This is a genomic window from Nioella sp. (assembly GCF_965215655.1).
Lineage (GTDB): Bacteria > Pseudomonadota > Alphaproteobacteria > Rhodobacterales > Rhodobacteraceae > Nioella.
In genome coordinates this window covers 2445952-2463315 of record NZ_OZ244111.1, presented here as the reverse complement: position 1 = coordinate 2463315, position 17364 = coordinate 2445952, and the positions used below count along the sequence as shown (strand labels likewise).

General features: G+C 64.0%; 18 protein-coding genes. 12 read left to right on the top strand and 6 right to left on the bottom strand.

The window, feature by feature from the left end:
* Positions 1-6 precede the first annotated feature (6 nt).
* Positions 7-1176, bottom strand: coding sequence for a 4-hydroxybenzoate 3-monooxygenase (pobA, locus tag ACOOEX_RS12305; protein WP_420395100.1), 1170 nt, complete (start codon positions 1174-1176; stop codon positions 7-9).
* Positions 1177-1272: 96 nt separating this feature from the next.
* Between pobA and pcaQ the strand changes: the two genes are divergently transcribed.
* Both pcaQ and ACOOEX_RS12295 read left to right on the top strand, forming a co-directional pair.
* Positions 1273-2208: a pca operon transcription factor PcaQ gene (gene pcaQ, locus ACOOEX_RS12300; RefSeq protein WP_420395099.1), complete on the top strand. Its 936-nt coding sequence runs from the start codon at positions 1273-1275 to the stop codon at positions 2206-2208.
* 103 nt (positions 2209-2311) lie between these two features.
* Positions 2312-3181 (top strand): ribokinase, encoded by an 870-nt coding sequence (locus tag ACOOEX_RS12295; RefSeq protein WP_420395098.1) that lies wholly within the window; start codon positions 2312-2314, stop codon positions 3179-3181.
* Here the strand turns inward: ACOOEX_RS12295 and ACOOEX_RS12290 are convergent.
* Both ACOOEX_RS12290 and ACOOEX_RS12285 read right to left on the bottom strand, forming a co-directional pair.
* Complete coding sequence (locus ACOOEX_RS12290; protein WP_420395097.1) at positions 3178-4176, bottom strand: AraC family transcriptional regulator ligand-binding domain-containing protein; 999 nt, start codon at positions 4174-4176, stop codon at positions 3178-3180. The genes ACOOEX_RS12295 and ACOOEX_RS12290 overlap by 4 nt on opposite strands.
* 98 nt (positions 4177-4274) lie before the next feature.
* A complete protein-coding gene (locus ACOOEX_RS12285) occupies positions 4275-5195 on the bottom strand; it encodes a LysR substrate-binding domain-containing protein (RefSeq protein ID WP_420395096.1) in 921 nt (306 codons plus the stop codon).
* 160 nt (positions 5196-5355) lie between these two features.
* On the opposite strand from ACOOEX_RS12285, the gene ugpB reads away from it, so the two are divergent.
* The 5 genes from ugpB to ACOOEX_RS12260 all read left to right on the top strand — a co-directional run bounded on the left by ugpB (position 5356) and on the right by ACOOEX_RS12260 (position 10512).
* On the top strand, positions 5356-6660 hold the full coding sequence (gene ugpB, locus ACOOEX_RS12280) for a sn-glycerol-3-phosphate ABC transporter substrate-binding protein UgpB (protein WP_420395095.1): 1305 nt from the start codon (positions 5356-5358) through the stop codon (positions 6658-6660).
* Between the two features lie 80 nt (positions 6661-6740).
* The gene (gene ugpA, locus ACOOEX_RS12275) at positions 6741-7622 is read left to right on the top strand and encodes a sn-glycerol-3-phosphate ABC transporter permease UgpA (RefSeq protein WP_420395094.1); all 882 of its coding nucleotides are present in this window, start codon (positions 6741-6743) and stop codon (positions 7620-7622) included.
* On the top strand, positions 7622-8473 hold the full coding sequence (ugpE, locus tag ACOOEX_RS12270) for a sn-glycerol-3-phosphate ABC transporter permease UgpE (protein ID WP_416932438.1): 852 nt from the start codon (positions 7622-7624) through the stop codon (positions 8471-8473). The genes ugpA and ugpE overlap by 1 nt, the downstream gene beginning before the upstream one ends.
* Positions 8474-8483: 10 nt before the next feature.
* A complete protein-coding gene (locus ACOOEX_RS12265; protein ID WP_420395093.1) occupies positions 8484-9536 on the top strand; it encodes a sn-glycerol-3-phosphate import ATP-binding protein UgpC in 1053 nt (350 codons plus the stop codon).
* Positions 9505-10512, top strand: coding sequence for a glycerophosphodiester phosphodiesterase (locus ACOOEX_RS12260; protein WP_420395092.1), 1008 nt, complete (start codon positions 9505-9507; stop codon positions 10510-10512). Before ACOOEX_RS12265 ends, ACOOEX_RS12260 begins: the two co-directional genes overlap by 32 nt.
* A gap of 142 nt (positions 10513-10654) precedes the next feature.
* Here the strand turns inward: ACOOEX_RS12260 and xth are convergent, their stop codons facing one another.
* Positions 10655-11437, bottom strand: a complete 783-nt coding sequence (gene xth, locus ACOOEX_RS12255) for an exodeoxyribonuclease III (protein ID WP_420398368.1) — start codon at positions 11435-11437, stop codon at positions 10655-10657.
* 144 nt (positions 11438-11581) lie between these two features.
* Between xth and ACOOEX_RS12250 the strand changes: the two genes are divergently transcribed.
* Both ACOOEX_RS12250 and ACOOEX_RS12245 read left to right on the top strand, forming a co-directional pair.
* Complete coding sequence (locus ACOOEX_RS12250) at positions 11582-11710, top strand: hypothetical protein (protein ID WP_420395091.1); 129 nt, start codon at positions 11582-11584, stop codon at positions 11708-11710.
* 18 nt (positions 11711-11728) lie between these two features.
* Complete coding sequence (locus ACOOEX_RS12245; RefSeq protein WP_420395090.1) at positions 11729-12985, top strand: hypothetical protein; 1257 nt, start codon at positions 11729-11731, stop codon at positions 12983-12985.
* 5 nt (positions 12986-12990) lie between these two features.
* On the opposite strand, the gene ACOOEX_RS12240 is transcribed toward ACOOEX_RS12245, so the two are convergent.
* Both ACOOEX_RS12240 and ACOOEX_RS12235 read right to left on the bottom strand, forming a co-directional pair.
* Positions 12991-13395: an STAS/SEC14 domain-containing protein gene (locus ACOOEX_RS12240; protein WP_420395089.1), complete on the bottom strand. Its 405-nt coding sequence runs from the start codon at positions 13393-13395 to the stop codon at positions 12991-12993.
* 88 nt (positions 13396-13483) lie between these two features.
* Entirely contained in the window at positions 13484-13813 is a 330-nt protein-coding gene (locus ACOOEX_RS12235; RefSeq protein ID WP_193600204.1) for a HesB/IscA family protein, read from the bottom strand.
* Positions 13814-13990: 177 nt separating this feature from the next.
* Here ACOOEX_RS12235 and ACOOEX_RS12230 point away from each other — a divergent pair, with 177 nt between their 5' ends.
* The 3 genes from ACOOEX_RS12230 to ACOOEX_RS12220 all read left to right on the top strand — a co-directional run bounded on the left by ACOOEX_RS12230 (position 13991) and on the right by ACOOEX_RS12220 (position 17121).
* Positions 13991-15430 carry a hypothetical protein gene (locus ACOOEX_RS12230; RefSeq protein ID WP_420395088.1) on the top strand — a complete coding sequence of 480 codons (1440 nt, stop codon included), beginning with the start codon at positions 13991-13993 and terminating at the stop codon, positions 15428-15430.
* A gap of 93 nt (positions 15431-15523) precedes the next feature.
* Positions 15524-16666 (top strand): deoxyguanosinetriphosphate triphosphohydrolase, encoded by a 1143-nt coding sequence (locus tag ACOOEX_RS12225; protein WP_420395087.1) that lies wholly within the window; start codon positions 15524-15526, stop codon positions 16664-16666.
* 59 nt (positions 16667-16725) lie between these two features.
* Positions 16726-17121, top strand: coding sequence for a hypothetical protein (locus ACOOEX_RS12220; RefSeq protein ID WP_420395086.1), 396 nt, complete (start codon positions 16726-16728; stop codon positions 17119-17121).
* Positions 17122-17364: the final 243 nt, after the last annotated feature.

The following is a 17364-nucleotide window of genomic DNA, read 5'->3' as shown; positions in this document are numbered from 1 at the left end:
CGTGCATCAGAAGGGCAGCCCGACATAGTTGGTGGCAAAGACACGTTGCGCATCCGCATTGTCGCGCAGGAATTCCAGATCGGCACGCTGCATCTTCAGGTCGAACCCGTTCATGTCGGGGAAGCGGTGCAGCATCATCGTGGTGTTCCAGCTGAAGCGTTCCGCCTTCCAGATCCGCGCCAGCGCCTTCTCGGAATAGCGGTCGATCCCCTCGCTGTCCTTCTCCTCGTAGAACTGCATCAGACCATGATAGAGGTAATGGATGTCGGAGGCCGCCGTGTTCAGCCCCTTGGCACCCGTGGGCGGCACGATATGGGCAGCGTCCCCGCAGAGGAACAGCCGGCCCCACCGCATCGGTTCCGTCACGAAACTGCGCAGGGGGGCGATGCTCTTTTCGATCGAGGGGCCGGTGACCAGCTTCGCGGCGGTCTCTGCCGGCAGGCGGCGGCGCAGCTCATCCCAGAACATCTGGTCGGACCAGTCCTCGGCATGATCAGAGAGCGAGCACTGGATGTAATAGCGGCTGCGCGTCCAGCTGCGTTGCGAGCAGAGGGCAAAACCGCGCTCGGAGTTGGAATAGATCAGCTCCTCATGCACCGGCGGCGTGTCGGATAGCAGCCCGAGCCAGCCGAAGGGATAAACCTTCTCGTATTCGGTGCGCACGGTCAGCGGGATGGTCTGGCGGCTGACGCCATGAAACCCGTCGCAGCCCGCGATGAAATCGCAGTCGATGCGCTTTTCGCTGCCCTCATGGGTGAAGGTGACGTAAGGCGCGTCGCTGTCGGCCCCGTTGATCACGACGTTGTCCACTTCGAACAGCGTCTTAGCCCCGCAGGCCTCGCGCGCATCATAGAGGTCACGGGTCAGTTCTGTCTGGCCGTAGACCACGACGCTTTCGCCGGTCGTCTCGACGAAATCCACCCGGAACTGATCCTCGCCATAGGCGATCACGGTGCCGTCATGGACGATGCTTTCGGCATCCATCCGGTCTGCCACGCCCGCCTCGCGCATCAGGGTCACGAGCCCTGTTTCCAGCACCCCCGCGCGGATGCGGCCAAGCACGTAGTCGCGGGTCTTGCGTTCCAGAACCACCGCGTCGATGCCCTTGCGGTGCAGTAGCTGCCCCAGCAACAGCCCCGACGGACCGCCCCCGATAATCACCACCTGACTGCGCATGAGATCCTCCCAGAAATCAGACTAGACCTGTTGGATCGGATTTAGCATAACTGTTTGTGCGTGAATAATGACATGTTGGGCAATATGATTTCCCAAATGGACAACAATGCGATCCGCAGCCGCATCAAGCTGCGCCATATCCAGTGCTTCACCGAGACTGTGCGGCAGGGCAGCCTGAAACGCGCTGCGGAACGGCTGAACCTGACGCAGCCCGCAATTTCCAAGACCCTGAAGGAGCTGGAGCAGATCCTCGGCAAGAAGCTGCTTCTGCGCAGCCGCGCCGGGGTCAGCCTGACCGATGCGGGGCAGGTCTTTGCGCATTTCGCCGATATGAGCCTGTCGGCGCTGGATCACGGGCTCGATGGCATTGCGCAGCTCGATGCGACGGGAAAGCGGGCCGAGATCAGCATCGGCGCGCTGCCCTCCGTCGCGGCGGCCCTGTTGCCTCGCGCGGTGGTAGAGTTCGAACGCCTGTCGCCGAGCGCCTCGCTGCGGGTGCTGGACGGGCCGATTGCCTATCTGGTGGACCAGCTGCGCAGCGGGGCTGTCGGCATGGTGATCGGACGGCTTGGCGATCCGTCGATCATGCAGAACCTGAGCTTTACGCAGCTTTATCAGGAAGAGGTGGATTTTGTGGTGCGCCCCGGCCATCCGCTGCTCGATGCGCCCCGGCTGGAGGATATCGTGAACTGGCCGGTCATCTACCCGCCCGCCGCCGCCGCGATCCGGCCGCTGGTGGAACGGTTCCTGATCGGCAATGGCATCGGCGCGCTGCCCAAGGCGCTGGAAACGGTTTCGGGGGCCTTTGGCCGGGTCTATACCCGCGAAAGCGATGCAGTCTGGATCATCTCACGCGGCGTGGTCTGGAACGAACTGGCAGAGGGTCGGCTGGTGCGGCTGCCGTTTGACACCGGGATGACACGGGGGCCGGTGGGTCTGCTGCGCCGCGAGGATGCGGAACCGGGGGTCGAGGAGGGGTTGTTCGTCACCGCCCTGACGCGGACCATCGCTCAGATGGGGCTTGCGGGCTGATCTTCTTGCGCGGCTCTGCAATGCGGATCGAGCGGCGAAACCGGGCTGGCAGGTGTGCGTGGGTGAGGCTAGTCTGTTCTTATCACGCAGGCGGACAGGTCTCATGACGATCTACAATCTCGGCTCGATCAATATCGACCATTCCTACCGGATGGATCATCTTCCCGCGCCCGGCGAGACCATCGCGGCGCGGACGCTTCAGACCGGGCTCGGCGGCAAGGGGGCAAACCAGTCCATCGCCATCGCCCGCGCGGGCGGGGCCGTGCGCCATATCGGGGCCATTGGACCGGAAGGACAGTGGACGGTGGACCGGCTGGCGGCGGATGGGGTGGATGTGACCCATGTGTTGCAGGGCGAGGTGCCAAGCGGCCATGCCATCATCGCCGTCGATGACGCGGCGGAGAATGCCATTATCCTCTTTCCAGGTGCGAACCGGCAGGTGGCGGCCGATCAGGTGGAAACAGCGCTTGGCAGCGCTCAGCCCGGCGACTGGCTGCTTTTGCAGAACGAAACAAGCGCGGGGGTCGAGGCCGCCCGGCTGGCGCGGGGCAGGGGGCTACAGGTCTGCTATTGCGCCGCCCCCTTCGACCCGGAGGCGGTGCGCGTCATCCTGCCTTTCGCCGATCTTCTGTCCGTCAACGAGGTGGAGGAGGCACAGCTTCGCGCCGCTCTGCCGCATGGCGCGCTCGACGGGATCGACCGGCTGGTGACCTATGGCAGCCGGGGTGCGGCCTATATCAAGGGCGCGGCGGCGACGCGGGTCGATGCCTTCAGGGTCGTCCCCGTCGACACCACCGGCGCGGGCGATACCTTCCTGGGCTATGCGCTGGCCGGGATAGATGCGGGCCAGCCGTTGGATCAGGCCCTGACCCGCGCGGCGGCGGCGGCGGCCATTCAGGTCACCCGCCCCGGCGCGGCAGAGGCCATTCCCATGGGGGGCGAGGTGGATACGTTCCTGGCAAAGCGCGGCTAGGGGCGGGGCTGCGCCCGCGCCTCTCGCGGGGTCATGCCGGTCCAGCCGCGAAAGGCGCGGTAGAAGGAATTGGGGTCGCGGAAGGCCAGCAGGTACGAGATTTCCTCGATGCTGACATCGTCGCGGCGCAGGTAGTGCAGGGAGAGTTCCGTGCGTGTGGCGTTCAGGATGGTCTGAAAGCTGGTGCCTTCGCTGCTCAGCCGTCGGTGCAGGCTGCGGGTGGACAGGCCCAGATGGCTGCCGACCGCATCCGCCGTGGCGCGGCCCGCTGGCAGCATCTCGATCAGCGCCGCCCGCACCCGGTCCGCGCAGGCCTGCGGCGTGCCAAGCGCAACGAGATCCCGGCGCAGGCGCGGTTCGAACATCTGCCACAGCTCGTCATCATGGCTGATGAGCGGCAGGGTTGCATCCTGCGGAGCAAGGCGAAGGCCACAGCCATGCCCGTACTGGACCGGGGTGCCGAGATAGCTGTCCAGCCGCGCCCGGTCGCCCTCATAATCGGGCAGGTCCACCCGGTCGGGCACCACCTGTTCGCCGGTGAGGTTACGCAGAATGTTGACCAGGAACACAAGCTCGAAGGCCGCAAGGCTGTCGGGCAGGGGATCATGGGGCGACAGCGAGGCAAAGCGCAGGGACAGCCCGTCGAGGTCGCCATGAAGGCTCAACCGGAACGGCCCCGCCAGCGGCTTGAACAGTGACAGGCGCTGTAAACCGATCTCGACGGTCGGGCTACAGGAAAAGGCGAAGAGGGCGGGAATGAACTGGCCGGTGGAGGAGATCATCGCGAGGTCGAACGCCATCTCCGCGCTGCCATGTTCCGTCTCTGCTGCCCGCCACAGGGCAAAGACCTGAGCAGCCGTCGCGCCGCGCCCCTCACTGGCGAAGAAATCGGTTGGCAGACCGGCGCGGGCCAGAACCCGGTCGGAGGGCAGTTTCAGCCCGAGGCAGAGACGCTCCATATGCTTGGCTATGGGGAAACGGTCGGGGGTGGACATGGGGCACTCCGGGATTGTCAGCGTCAGTATAGGGGCGCAGGTGCCCAAGAACACTTGCAAATCCTGCCAATCCGGTTGCGAACCCTGCCAGTGTCGCCTCAGCCCGGATCGCCGCCGCTGCCGGCGCTGGCGAGGTAAGGGTCCAGGCTGCGGGTGAAGGCGTCGATGAAATCCAGCACGATGGGCGTGCGGCTGCCGGTGGCGGGGCGCAGGATGGTCAGCCGGTGATGGATGGGCGGCGTGAAGGGGCGGATCACCACGCCTTGCCCTTCGAACTGCGCGGCATCCAATGCGCTGACCACGGACGCGCCCATGCCCTCGGCAACGATGGTGCAGGCGGCGGTGAACTGGCGCACCTCGATCCAGGAATTGATCTCAACCCCGTAATTGGAGAACGCCCGGCTGAGGCGGTGAAAGAAGCGGCTGTCGCGGCGGGTGTGGATCATCTTTTCCTCGGCCAGATCAATCGGGGTGATGTGGCTTTTTTCGGCCAGCCGGTGCCCTTTGGGCAGGATGCAGACCGACCGGATCAGCACATCGCTGCTTTCCGTGGCGGGGTGACCGGGAAAGGCGTCGGTGATGCCGCAATCATATTGCTCGCCGATGATCCATTCGAGGATGCGTTCGGGCCGGTCGGGTTCCAGCGTGACCGTGACACCGGGCCGGTCCGCCAGAAAGCGCATCAGCACGCCCGGCAGATGGCTGGTGGCAAACCCCGGCAGACAGGCGATGCGGATGTGCCCGGCGGTGCGTTCAGTCAGGTCGCGGCGCAGGTCTTCGAGATGCTCCAGCCCGTCCAGAACCCGGCGCACCTCGGTCAGCAGATAGCGCGACTCACTGGTCGGGTGCAGCAGCCCCTGTCGGCGCTCGAACAGCTCGAAGCCGATGGATTTGGAGAAATCCGACAGCAATCGGCTGACAGCGGGTTGTGACACCCCAAGCGCCTGAGCGGCCTTTGTGACATTGCCCGTTTCCGCGACAGCGCGGAAGGCTTCCAGTTGTCTGAGCTGAAATTTCAATGGGTTAGTCCTCTTTCTGCTACTGCAAACGCAACTGTTTTCAAACGCAGAATATAATACAATGTTATGAAATTGGACATAAAAAATTCACTTGAATTATTTCCGTCTCTCCCGAAAGCTGCCGCGCATAACTGCTGCATTTCTGTCAGGGAGAGAAGAAATGACCTTCACCAAGACGCTATTGGCGAGTTCCGCCCTCGTGGGCCTGATGGCCGGGGCTGCCGCCGCACAGACCGAGATTCATTGGTGGCACGCCATGGGCGGCGCTAACGGTGAGCGCATCGACCGTATGGCCGCCGAGTTCAACGCCATGCAGTCCGACTACGTGATCGTGCCCACCTACAAGGGCAACTACACCGAGACCATGACTGCCGCCATCGCTGCCTTCCGCGCCGGTGAGCAGCCGCATCTGGTGCAGGTCTTCGAGGTCGGCACCGCCACCATGATGGCCGCAGAGGGCGCGATCTACCCGGTCGAGGAAATGATGGCCGATGCCGGTGAGCCCTTCGATGGCGACGCCTATCTGCCCGCCGTTGTGTCCTATTACCAGACCCCGGAAGGCGAGTTGCTGTCGATGCCCTTCAACAGCTCGTCCCCGGTTCTGTGGTACAATGCCGACGCGCTGGCCGCGGCTGGCGTCGACGTACCCACCACCTGGGATGAAATGGAAACCGCCGCTCAGGCATTGGTCGATAGTGGCATGGAATGCGGCTTCTCCTTTGGTTGGCAAAGCTGGGTGATGATCGAGAACTTCTCGGCCTGGCACGACATGCCCATGGGCACCCAGGAAAACGGCTTTGCCGGGTTCGATACCGAATTCACCTTCAACACCGAAGCTGTCGCCAACCGTCTGCAGCGCATCGCCGACATGCAGGAGGGCAACCTCTTCGTCTATGGCGGGCGTCGCGGTGACTCGCTGCCGATGTTCACCAATGGCGAATGCGGCATGTGGATGAACTCCTCGGCCTATTACGGGTCGATGGTGGCACAGGCGGAGTTCGAGTTCGGTCAGGCCATGCTGCCGCTTGACACCGATCTTGCGGATGCGCCGCAGAACTCGATCATCGGCGGCGCGACCCTGTGGGCGCTGCGTGGCCATGATGCCGAGGAATACGAGGGCCTGGCTCAGTTCCTGACCTACCTGTCCTCGCCCGAGGTGCAGGCCTGGTGGAGCCAGGAAACCGGCTATGTGCCGATCACCACGGCGGCCTACGAGCTGGGGCAGGAGCAGGGCTTCTACGCGGAAAACCCCGGCACCGACACCGCCATCCAGCAGCTTAGCCTGAACGCCCCCACCCCGAATTCCCGTGGCATCCGCTTCGGCAACTTCGTGCAGGTGCGTGACGTGATCAACGAAGAGCTGGAAGCGCTGTGGTCCGGTGACCAGACCGCCCAGGAAGCGCTCGACAACGCGGTCGAACGCGGCAACGAGCTGCTGCGCCGCTTCGAGCGGTCCGTGAACTGATCGCGTCCAGCTGACGCGAGAACGCCCGGCGGCTTCATCCAGTCGCCGGGCCTTTCCCTTCCGCACCCGGTTCCTTCCCGATGCTCAAGCGCGTTCACTTCCCGGCGTCCCTGCTGCCCTATCTTCTGGTCGCGCCGCAGGTCATCATCACGCTGATCTTCTTCATCTGGCCCGCAAGCCAGGCGGTCTACCAGTCCTTCCTGATCGAGGACGCCTTCGGCTTCTCGACGGAGTTTGTCTGGTTCGAGAATTTCGAATACCTGCTGCAGGATGACCATTACCGCGACAGCTTTGGCCGGACGATCTTCTTCTCCGCCGCCGTCGCGTTCCTGTCGATGAGTTTCGCGCTGATCCTCGCGGGCTTTGCCGACCGGGTGATCCGCGGCTCGACCACCTATCGCACGCTTCTGATCTGGCCCTATGCGGTGGCGCCGGTTCTGGCCGGGGCGCTGTTCCTCTTCATGTTCAATCCGACCATCGGGATCTTCCCCTATCTGCTTGAAATGGTTGGATATGACTGGAACCATTACCTGAATGGCCGTCAGGCGATGTTCCTTGTGATCATCGCCGCAGCATGGAAGCAGGTGGCCTATAACTTCCTGTTCTACCTTGCCGCGATGCAGTCGATCCCACGCTCGATCATCGAGGCTGCCGCCATCGACGGAGCAGGCCCGATTCGGCGCTTTGCAACGATCATCTTCCCGCTGATTTCGCCCACCACCTTCTTCCTGCTGGTCATCAACGCGGTCTATGCATTCTTCGAAACCTTCGGGATCATTCATGCGGTCACGCAAGGCGGCCCCGCCAACGCCACCACGACGCTGGTCTACAAGGTCTATAACGATGGCTTCATCGGCCTCGACCTTGGCGGATCGGCGGCGCAGTCGGTCATCCTGATGTTCCTGGTCATCGTCATGACGGTCATCCAGTTCCGCTTCATCGAAAAGAGGGTTCAGTACTGATGGTTGAAAATCGTCCCCTCCTGTCGATCCTGGCCCATATCGTGCTGCTGCTTGGCGTTGCCATCGTGGCGCTGCCGGTCTGGATCACCTTCGTCGGGGCCAGCCACGAGGCCGAACGGATGCTGCAAACGCCCATCCCGATGCTGCCCGGCGACCAGTTCTTCGTGAACCTGCGCCAGACGCTCTGGGGATCGGGGCTGGAAGGCACCAATACCGCGCCCGTGTGGATGATGCTGATGAACTCTATGATCATGGCGCTTATGATCGCCATCGGCAAAATCGCCATTTCGCTGCTGTCGGCCTTTGCCATCGTCTATTTCAAGTTCCCCTTCCGAATGGGGTTCTTCTGGATGATCTTCATCACCCTGATGCTGCCGGTCGAGGTGCGCATCCTGCCCACCTTCGAGGTGATCGCGGATCTCGGCATGCTGAACAGCTACTGGGGGCTGACGGTGCCTCTCATTGCCTCGGCCACGGCCACCTTCATGTTTCGGCAGGTGTTTCTGACCATCCCCGACGAGATGCTGGAAAGTGCCCGGATCGACGGGGCAGGGCCGATGCGGTTCTTCTGGGACATCGTCATTCCGCTGTCGCGCACCAATATCGCGGCGCTTTTCGTAATCCTCTTCATCTATGGCTGGAACCAGTATCTCTGGCCGCTTCTGATCACCACCGACACCGACATGATGACCATCGTGGTCTCGATCAAGCAGATGCTGGAGGCGGCAGAACAGTCACCCCAGTGGAATATCATCATGATGACGGCCCTTCTGGCCATGATCCCGCCGATCTTCGTGGTGATCGCTATGCAAAAGCTCTTCGTGCAAGGGCTGACCGAGACCGACAAATAGGACGCGCCAAATGGCTGGAATTACGCTCGACTCCCTTACGAAATCCTATGGGCCGACCGAGGTCTTGCATCACATCGGCGCGGACATCGAGGATGGCGAGTTTGTCGTCATCGTGGGTCCCTCGGGCTGCGGCAAGTCCACCCTGTTGCGGATGATCGCGGGGCTGGAAAGCATCACCTCGGGCGAGGTGTTTATCGGCGACAAGATGGTCAACGGGCTGGAACCGGCAGACCGCGACATTGCCATGGTGTTCCAGAACTACGCGCTTTATCCGCATATGACCGTGCGCCAGAATATGGCCTATGGTCTGAAGATCCGCAAAATGCCCAAGGCAGAGATTGATCGCCGCGTGCAGGAAGCCGCCGAAATCCTGGAAATCGCCCAGTATCTCGACCGCAAGCCCCGGCAGCTGTCAGGCGGACAGCGTCAGCGGGTGGCCATGGGCCGCGCCATCGTGCGCGACCCGCAGGTGTTCCTGTTCGATGAGCCGCTGTCGAACCTCGATGCCAAGCTGCGGGTGCAGATGCGACTGGAGATCCGCAAATTGCAAAAGCGGCTTGGTGTGACATCGATTTTCGTGACCCATGATCAGGTCGAGGCAATGACGCTTGGCGACCGGCTGATGGTGTTGAATGGCGGTTACGTGGAACAGTTCGGCACCCCGATCGAGCTTTATGAACGCCCCGCATCCGTCTTCGTGGCAGGCTTCATCGGCAGCCCTGCGATGAATTTCTTCCGCGCGACCGCCGATGGCCTCTCGGTCACGCTTCCAAATGGGGCGGTGGTGCCCACGGCTCAATCCGCACGCGGCGGCGTGATCTGCGGATTGCGGCCCGAGCATCTTGTGCGCGACCCGTCCGGCCCCATCGAAATGGAGGTCGAACTTCTGGAACATCTGGGCGGAGTCACCCTGCTGCATGGGCCGCTTCAGGGCACGGATCAGCAGATGGTGATCAGCCTGGAGGGTATTTCAGAGGTGCAAATCGGCGACAGACTGCGGTTCTCGCTGCCGCCTGAGCTGGTGTATCTGTTTGACGCGCAGACCGACCGGCGGATCGGCTGAGATGGTGGACCGGCTCTCTCCCCTGCGCCGGGCCCCCGGCATCGTGCGGCTCCACGGGCACCGGGCTGCACGCGGGGTCCTGCCGGAAAACACGCTGCTGGCCTTTCGCAACACCTTCGATATCGGCGTGCAGGTGGTGGAGCTGGATATCCTCTCCACCCGCGATGGTATTCCGGTCATCACCCACAATCCCCGGCTCATGTCCGCCTCGACCCGCGACGCCGAAGGCAACTGGCTGTCGGGGGAGGGGCCGCGTATTCATGATCTGACCTATGAGGAGTTGAGCCGCTACGATGTGGGCGGGCTGCGGGCGGGCACCACCTATGCCGCGCGCTATCCCGATCAGGCCTTTCTGAACGGCCTGAGGATTCCACGTTTCGAAGATCTCACGCGGATACTGGCAGAACCGGCCTATCGGGAGATCTGGCTGAATATCGAGATCAAGAGCCATCCGGACCATCCCGATTTCACGCCGCCGATCCCCGACTATGTGGCCTCGGTGCTGTCGGTTCTGCGCACGCACGGGTTGGAAGGCAGGGCAATCCTGCAAAGCTTCGACTGGCGGGTACTGGACGAGGTGGCGCGCAAGGCGCCCGATCTGCCCAGGTCCTATCTCAGCTACTTGCCGCGTCCCAATCCGCCGATGGATGCGAATGTGTTCGACGGTTCGCCCTGGATCGGATCGGCCCCCTGGGCGCGGTTCGACGGGTCGCTGCCCCGCATTATCTCGCAGATGGGGGGAACGCTCTGGTGCCCCTATCATGAGGATCTGGACCGCGAGGAGGTGGCGCTGGCCCGCGATCTGGGGCTGATCGTCAACACCTGGACAGTAAACAGCCCCGAGGACATTCTGCGCGCGATCGATGCGGGCGTTGACGGGATCATCACCGATTACCCGGGCCGGGCGCAGCGGCTTTTGCTGGATCGCGGCCTGAGCTGGCGGGAGGACATTCGCCCGATCCGCGCCACGGGCTGATCTGCTTTCCGTTATTGACTGACAGGGCCTGCTCCGCTGCAGCCGCTGCAAAAGCGGCCCAATGCCCTTGCAAAGGCATTCCCCGCGGCCCGTCAGGGCCGCGCGGGCCGGCGCGCAAAGCGCTGCGAAATTACGGGGGGTGTCAGGCTGCCAGTTCAATCCAGACCGGGACGTGATCCGATGGCTTTTCCCGCGCGCGGATGTCCTTGTCGATCTGGCACTCCTCCAGCAGATCCGCCGCCTGTGCGCTAAGCAGCAGGTGATCAATGCGGATGCCGTCATTCCTTTGCCAAGCACCGGCCTGGTAATCCCAGAAGGAATAGTGATCCGGCCCCGCCACCCGCGCGCGGAATGCTTCGGTAAACCCGAGGTTCAGAATGCGGCGATAGGCGGCGCGGCTTTCGGGCCGGGCCAGCGCGTCGTCTTTCCAGGCCTCGGGCCGGGCGGCGTCCTCGTCCTGCGGGATGATGTTGTAATCGCCCGCCATCACCACCGGCATTTCCTCGGCCAGCAGCGCCCGCGCCCGCGCCTCCATCCGGGCCATCCACGCGAGCTTGTAATCGTATTTGGGGCCGGGGCAGGGGTTGCCATTGGGCAGGTACAGTCCGCAGAGACGCACCGCATGGGTCTCGCCCACCACCGTCGCCTCTATCCAGCGGGCCTGTTCGTCCGCCTCATCGCCGGGAAGGCCGCGCGTGACGTCCTCCAGCGGCAGCTTCGACAGGATCGCCACGCCGTTGAAGCTCTTCTGTCCGTGGGTTTCCACGTTATAGCCGCGTTCCTCGAACATCTCGCGGGGGAAGTTTTCATCCACCGACTTGATCTCCTGCAGCAGCGCAACGTCGGGCTGTGATTCGTCCAGCCAGTCGCACAGCGCCGGATAGCGCGCCTTGATTCCGTTGATGTTGAAGGTGGCGATCTTCATGGCGCGGGTCCAGTTCGTGTTCAATGTACAGATATTGCACCCATTTTTGCCGGTCTGGCCCGCAAAGCCAAGGGGGGTTGCCATTAAAGTGTCAATGTGACACTATTAATTCAAGTGACGTGCCCCAAAGAGTGGACCAGACCCATGCGTAATTTCCTCACTGTCCTGTTCGTGATCTTCCTGCTCCTGCCGATGCGGGTCATGGCCGATGATGACGCGGCGGCAGAAAGGGCACCGCTGGTCCCCGGCGTGGAGATCTCGGCACAACAATAATATCGAGCGACCAGACCCATGATCAGACAGACCCTCCTTATCATCGCCATCCTGCTTGCGCTGCCCTTCGCCGCGCGGGCGCAGGAGGATTCGCTTGTCGCGGGCTTCCGCGCCGAGCTGACCGAGCTGCGCGAAGAGGCTGCGTCAACCCCGGCGCTGGGCATCGTGCGGGGTCAGCTCAGCCGCGCCTTCATCGAAAGCGACATCGTCTTTTCCCGGCGCTATCTCGACAATTGGAGCCAGCTTTTGCAGGACCGTTGGGCGCAGCATGACACGTTCTTTTCCACCCAGCTTCAGACCCTGAACACCTGGGACGAGGCGCTGACCGAAGGCCGCGTAACCCGCGCAGAGGCCGAGGCCGCGCTGGCCCCCGCCATGGAACAGGTCGCGGTGATTGCCGGACATATCCCTGACTGGCTGGAAGACGATGTCGCGCGTATGGCCGAACGTGGCTTGTGGACCGATCTGGCGCAGGAGATCGGCTGTTGCGATGCGCTCTATTACCATGCGCTGTCCGAGGCCGATGCGGTCTGGGGCGTCGCACTCAGCCCCGATCCGTCGGCGATTGCGGCCTTGCAGATCATCCCCGCCGTGCCAACGCCTGACAGCCCCGATGCGACGACCGCCGACATGGCCTTTGCCTGGCTTGCCTCGCGGGCCGAGGGCCTTGTGGCCGATGGGGCGGCCAGTCCTGCCCGCCGTCGGGCTCTGCTGATCGAGGCGCGCCTGCTGGAAGAGCTGTTTGGCCTGCCCGGTGACGTGCAGCTGGAACGCAGCCTGACCACGCTGGCTACCCGCGAGGGTTTTGCCGCGCAGCCGGTTGCCCCGCTGATCCGCATGGCCGCCCTGACCGAACCGGGGCCGCTGCGCGACCTGCTGCTTGGCCATGCCGCCGCTCGGCTGGACAGCCGCGCCGACCACCTGCGCGCCGGGGCCGAGGCCGAGGCGGGCGCGCTCGACCGCATGGTCATTGCCGATGCCAGCCCGACCCGCCAGATGACAGCGTCCAGCAGCGGATATTCCGCGGCATCCCCGATGATCCCGCCCTCGACCATGCCCACGCCCGCGCCCCTGCCGGACGCTGCGCAGAACTCGGACGCGGAGGCCGCGGACCTGGTGGATGAGGCCCTTGCCGCGCTGTTGCACGCCGGTTCCGGGGCAGGGGATATCAGCCTTTATGTCAGCATTGCCGACATGGCCGAACGCGCCGATGCGCTGATCGGTTCGGGCACATCGCTCGGCCTTGTGGAAACTCTTTTGCCCGAAGCGGACTAGGCAGGTTACGGCGTGACCCCGGCTTCCGGTGCGCCGCCCGTCAGCCAGGCCCGCGCGTCAGCCTCTGCATCAGGCGCAAAGGAGCGGATTTCGAGGTTCGGGACCAGAAGGCTTTCCACGGCGGCAAGGTTCCTGACCCATCCCTGATCGGTCAGCACCGCGATCTTGTCCACCTTGCGGATCATTGCCATCAGTTGCCCCCAGTGGCGCAACTCGACCCCGATCGCGCCAAGGGTCGGCCATTCCACCCCGCTGGCGCGCAGCAGCGCCCCGCCATGGCGCATGTCCTTGACCACCGGCACCAGCATGGTGAGGGCGATTTCCATCGCCACGGAATCCATCTGTCCCGTGACGTCCATGACCAGAAGGTTCGGGGCGTCGAGCGTTGCGGTGAAGGTGGGTCGGGTCATGGGTCAGCTCCTTTGTCGGCTGTCCCCATGCTGCGCGCTTTGGGTGTGTCGGGCCTTGATCGGTGTCAAGCCGTGTCAGAGCGGCCCGTTACATCGAGAAGGAGGTTCCGCAGCCGCAGGAGGAGGTGGCGTTCGGGTTCTCGATGGTGAACCGCGCGCCGATCAATTCCTCGGTGAAGTCGATCACCGCATCCGACAGGAAGGGCAGGGACACGCTGTCCACCACCACTTTCTGACCGCTGCCTTCCAGCACCAGGTCATCTTCGGATGGCGCGTCGAGCGTGATTTCGTACTGGAACCCGGAACAGCCGCCGCCCTCGACGGCGACGCGCAGCGCCTTTTCCTCGCCCGAAGCCGCGTTGATTTCGGCGATCCGGGCAAAGGCGCGGTCGGTGACTTTCGGAGGCAGGGTCAGCATGGGCAGGGTCCCGGAGGTCGGATTGAATCTGGTCGTGTGATACAAAAATAGGACGTGTAACATCCACTCACAAGAGAGTGACGTACACAACCTGAACCAAGGCGACCGGCGGAGCGACATATGGGCAGCCAGGCTGGGAATGATCCGTTGTTCTGGTCACGCCAGGAAAGGTCCGACATGAACGCACTGCGCATCAATTCCACCCTTGTCCATTTCGTCCTGTCCGCTCTGGTCGCGGTCCTGTCTCTGACTGCCCCGGCCGGTGCTCAGACCGACAGCCTGCCGATCCAGGCGATCCGGGACCGCGTTGCGCTGCTCTATGAGGCTCATGACGGGACATATGATCTCGACGTATCGGACGACACTCTGCGGGCGATCTTCGATCGGCGTGGCGTGACGGAGGAGGGGTATGACTACCTCTCATCCTCTGCCGGCGGTCTGTTCCAGTCCTGGTCGCATCTGCGCCCGCTCTATCGCACCGCTGACCGCACCCTGTCGGGATGGGTGCGCGCCGTGCGCGCCGGGCGCTACACTGCGGATGAGGCCGAGGCGATCCTGCGCCCCGCCCTTGACCGGTTCGAAACGCTGCATGACCAGATCGGTGACTGGCTGGAGGCCGAGGCAGAGGCCCGTGCCGTCAGCGCCCATCTGCATGGCTTGCATCAGTGGGAGGCCGCGCGTGCGGTTCTGCCCGCGCTGGACCGGCCGGACTATGCCCTGATCGGTCGGCTGGAGATCTTCCCGCGCGAAGACGGCCCCCTCGACCCGCGTCCGGAGGCCGAGGCGCTGGCGCGGGCCGTTGCAACTGCCGCGCCCGAGGACCATCGCCGCCTCGCGGCCAGCACTGCGGCCCTGATCCGCCTGACCGATCCCGCTACCGCCGATGCGTTTGAAGAACTGATCGAGCTGTTGGCGGCCCGTACCGATCTGCTGCGCCAGTCGGTCTCTGCGATCCTAGACGAGGCCGAGGCGCTGCCGGATGACAGCCGTGCCCGCGCGGAGCTGCTGGCCCGCGCGCAGGACCGGCTGACCTATCACCTGCTGCACGAAACCCGACTGGCCGCCGGGGCCGCCACTGTAGCCGGGGAGGAAGAGCGAGAGGAGGTGATCGCCGCGCTTCTGGCGCAGGCCCGTCGCCTGATCCGCCTGCGCAACGATCTGATCGACCCGACCCGGCCCAACTCTCCGGCTCTGCGCTTCGTGTCCGTGCTGCATGCCAGCCTGCTGACGCTCGGTGTCAGCGAGGATGCCGTGCCGGAAGTCCGGGAACTGCGCGTTATCATTTCGGAGGTCGGCAGCGCCGTTGCATTGGCCGGACAACGCCCGCCAACGGCGATCTTCGCGGGCGCTTTCGGGGCCGCCTCCGGGCTGGCCGGGCAAAGCGCGGCGGGCATCCATCAGGCCGCCGATTGTCTCGAACTGCTCAATGCGGCCATTGCCAATGACGATCAGACCGTCACCGGCAGCGCCGACTGCTCGCGAGAGCTGGAGCGCATGTTGCAGGGGCGGGCTTTCGTGGCGGAAGCCGCACAGGGCTTTCTGGAAAGCACGGTCGCGCAGCTGCCGGTGATCGGCCCGCTGGTCTCGACCGTGATCGGCTGGCTCTCGACCGAGTGACCCCTCGTCAGCGGCCACTCCCGCTGCTATAGCCCCAAGGATAACAGCGGACAGAGAGCCGCGGGGACCACAAGGCAGAAGGAGGCAGGGGCGATGGCAGCACCCTATGCCTGCAACCCGGATGAAAGCCGTGGCAGGCTGTTCACAGAGGAAGAGAGCGCCTTTCGCTCGCCCTTCCAGCGCGACCGCGACCGGATCATCCACGCGGGCGCGTTCCGCCGTCTCAAGCACAAGACGCAGGTCTTCGTGGAACATGAGGGCGATTATTTCCGCACCCGGCTGACCCATTCGATCGAGGTGGCGCAGGTGGCGCGCACCATCGCCCGCGCCCTTGGGCTGAACGAGGATCTGACCGAAGCCGTGGCGCTGGCCCATGACCTTGGCCACACGCCCTTTGGCCATACCGGCGAGGATGCGCTCGATGCGTTGATGGCCCCCTATGGCGGGTTCGATCACAATGCGCAGGCGCTAAAGATCGTGACATCGCTGGAACGGAATTATGCAGGCTTTGACGGGCTCAACCTGACATGGGAAACGCTGGAAGGGATCGCCAAGCATAACGGCCCGGTGCCCGCGCCGCTGCCCTTCGCGCTGGCCGATTACAATGCCCGGCACGATCTGGAACTGGACACCCATGCCAGCGGCGAGGCGCAGGTCGCCGCCGTGTCGGACGATGTGGCCTATAACAACCACGATCTCGCTGACGGGCTGCGGGCGGGCCTCTTCACGGATGCCGAGGCGGCGGAGCTGCCCATTGTGGGCGCGGCCTATGCGGAGGTCGACCGGGATTGGCCGGGGCTGGACAGGAAACGCCGCCGGGCCGAGGCATTGCGGCGGGTTTTCGGGGTGATGGTCAGCGACGTGATCGACACATCGCGCGCGCGGCTGGCGGAAACGGCCCCGTTGAGCGTCGAAGAGCTTCGCGGGGCAGGGCGACCGATGGTGCGGTTCTCGGATCCGCTCTTTGCCGATCTGAAGGAGATCCGGGCGTTCCTCTTCTCGCGCATGTACCGCGCGCCCTCGGTCGTCGAGATGCGCAAACGGGTGACACGGGTGGTGGAGGAGCTCTTCCCGCTCTACATGGCGCGGCCCGAACTCTTGCCCGAGGAATGGAAGCAGGACGTGGAGGCGGCCCGCGATGAGGTGGCCCGCGCCCGGCTGGTCGCGGACTACATCGCCGGGATGACCGACCGCTTTGCGCTGCAGCAGCACAGGGACCTGATCGGAAACACGTGACAGGCGGCGCGGGGCGTGCTCTGGTTCGGGGTGAGATTTGTCCCCGAAAGGAGTTTTCGATGATCCGGTTGTTTGCATCGGTTTGCGTCCTGTCGCTGGCTGCAAGTGCCAGCATGGCCCAGAACCTGCCGCAGGGCCGCTACGAGCTGAATGGTTGCAGCGGCAACCTCTATTCCGATGGCGGGATGGAGCTGAACGGATCGCAGATCCTGTTCTACGAAAGCGCCTGCACCGTGTCGAACCCGGAAGCGGTGCGGGGGATGGCAGGGGCCTGGCTCTATGACGCGCAATGTTCGGGCGAGGGAGAGACCTGGACCGCGCGTTATCTGATCATGCCGGGCTGGGAGAATGACGTGGTCTTCGTGCAGGAGCACTGGGCCGGGGTCTATGCCTATTGCGGGCCGGTGACGTCTTATGAGCCGGAACCGCCTGCACCGGGTGGCGCCAGCAAGTAACGCGGTTTCGCCGCCTTTGGCGTCGACCCGGGAACGGCCTTCCTCAACCTCCCGCTTGGCGGGAGGCCTCGTCAGGCCGTGTTGCCACGGGAATGTGGCCAGGTCGATGCGGAAGGCGGCGGTGCCGTCCGTGGCGCGGATGGCAGGGGCTCTGCCCCCGTCGCTTCGCTCCTCCCCCGAGGTATTTTTGCCAAGATGAAAGGGCGGTGTGGCTCGGTGATTGACCTTGGCGGTGCCCGTGAT

Bases quoted from the DNA above. Each gene is read 5' to 3' on its own strand.
- pobA (WP_420395100.1), bottom strand. From the start codon at position 1,176: ATGCGCAGTCAGGTGGTGATTATCGGGGGCGGTCCGTCGGGGCTGTTG.
- pcaQ (WP_420395099.1), top strand. From the start codon at position 1,273: ATGGACAACAATGCGATCCGCAGCCGCATCAAGCTGCGCCATATCCAG.
- ACOOEX_RS12295 (WP_420395098.1), top strand. From the start codon at position 2,312: ATGACGATCTACAATCTCGGCTCGATCAATATCGACCATTCCTACCGG.
- ACOOEX_RS12290 (WP_420395097.1), bottom strand. From the start codon at position 4,176: ATGTCCACCCCCGACCGTTTCCCCATAGCCAAGCATATGGAGCGTCTC.
- ugpB (WP_420395095.1), top strand. From the start codon at position 5,356: ATGACCTTCACCAAGACGCTATTGGCGAGTTCCGCCCTCGTGGGCCTG.
- ugpA (WP_420395094.1), top strand. From the start codon at position 6,741: ATGCTCAAGCGCGTTCACTTCCCGGCGTCCCTGCTGCCCTATCTTCTG.
- ugpE (WP_416932438.1), top strand. From the start codon at position 7,622: ATGGTTGAAAATCGTCCCCTCCTGTCGATCCTGGCCCATATCGTGCTG.
- ACOOEX_RS12265 (WP_420395093.1), top strand. From the start codon at position 8,484: ATGGCTGGAATTACGCTCGACTCCCTTACGAAATCCTATGGGCCGACC.
- xth (WP_420398368.1), bottom strand. From the start codon at position 11,437: ATGAAGATCGCCACCTTCAACATCAACGGAATCAAGGCGCGCTATCCG.
- ACOOEX_RS12250 (WP_420395091.1), top strand. From the start codon at position 11,582: ATGCGTAATTTCCTCACTGTCCTGTTCGTGATCTTCCTGCTCCTGCCG.
- ACOOEX_RS12245 (WP_420395090.1), top strand. From the start codon at position 11,729: ATGATCAGACAGACCCTCCTTATCATCGCCATCCTGCTTGCGCTGCCC.
- ACOOEX_RS12240 (WP_420395089.1), bottom strand. From the start codon at position 13,395: ATGACCCGACCCACCTTCACCGCAACGCTCGACGCCCCGAACCTTCTG.
- ACOOEX_RS12235 (WP_193600204.1), bottom strand. From the start codon at position 13,813: ATGCTGACCCTGCCTCCGAAAGTCACCGACCGCGCCTTTGCCCGGATC.
- ACOOEX_RS12230 (WP_420395088.1), top strand. From the start codon at position 13,991: ATGAACGCACTGCGCATCAATTCCACCCTTGTCCATTTCGTCCTGTCC.
- ACOOEX_RS12225 (WP_420395087.1), top strand. From the start codon at position 15,524: ATGGCAGCACCCTATGCCTGCAACCCGGATGAAAGCCGTGGCAGGCTG.
- ACOOEX_RS12220 (WP_420395086.1), top strand. From the start codon at position 16,726: ATGATCCGGTTGTTTGCATCGGTTTGCGTCCTGTCGCTGGCTGCAAGT.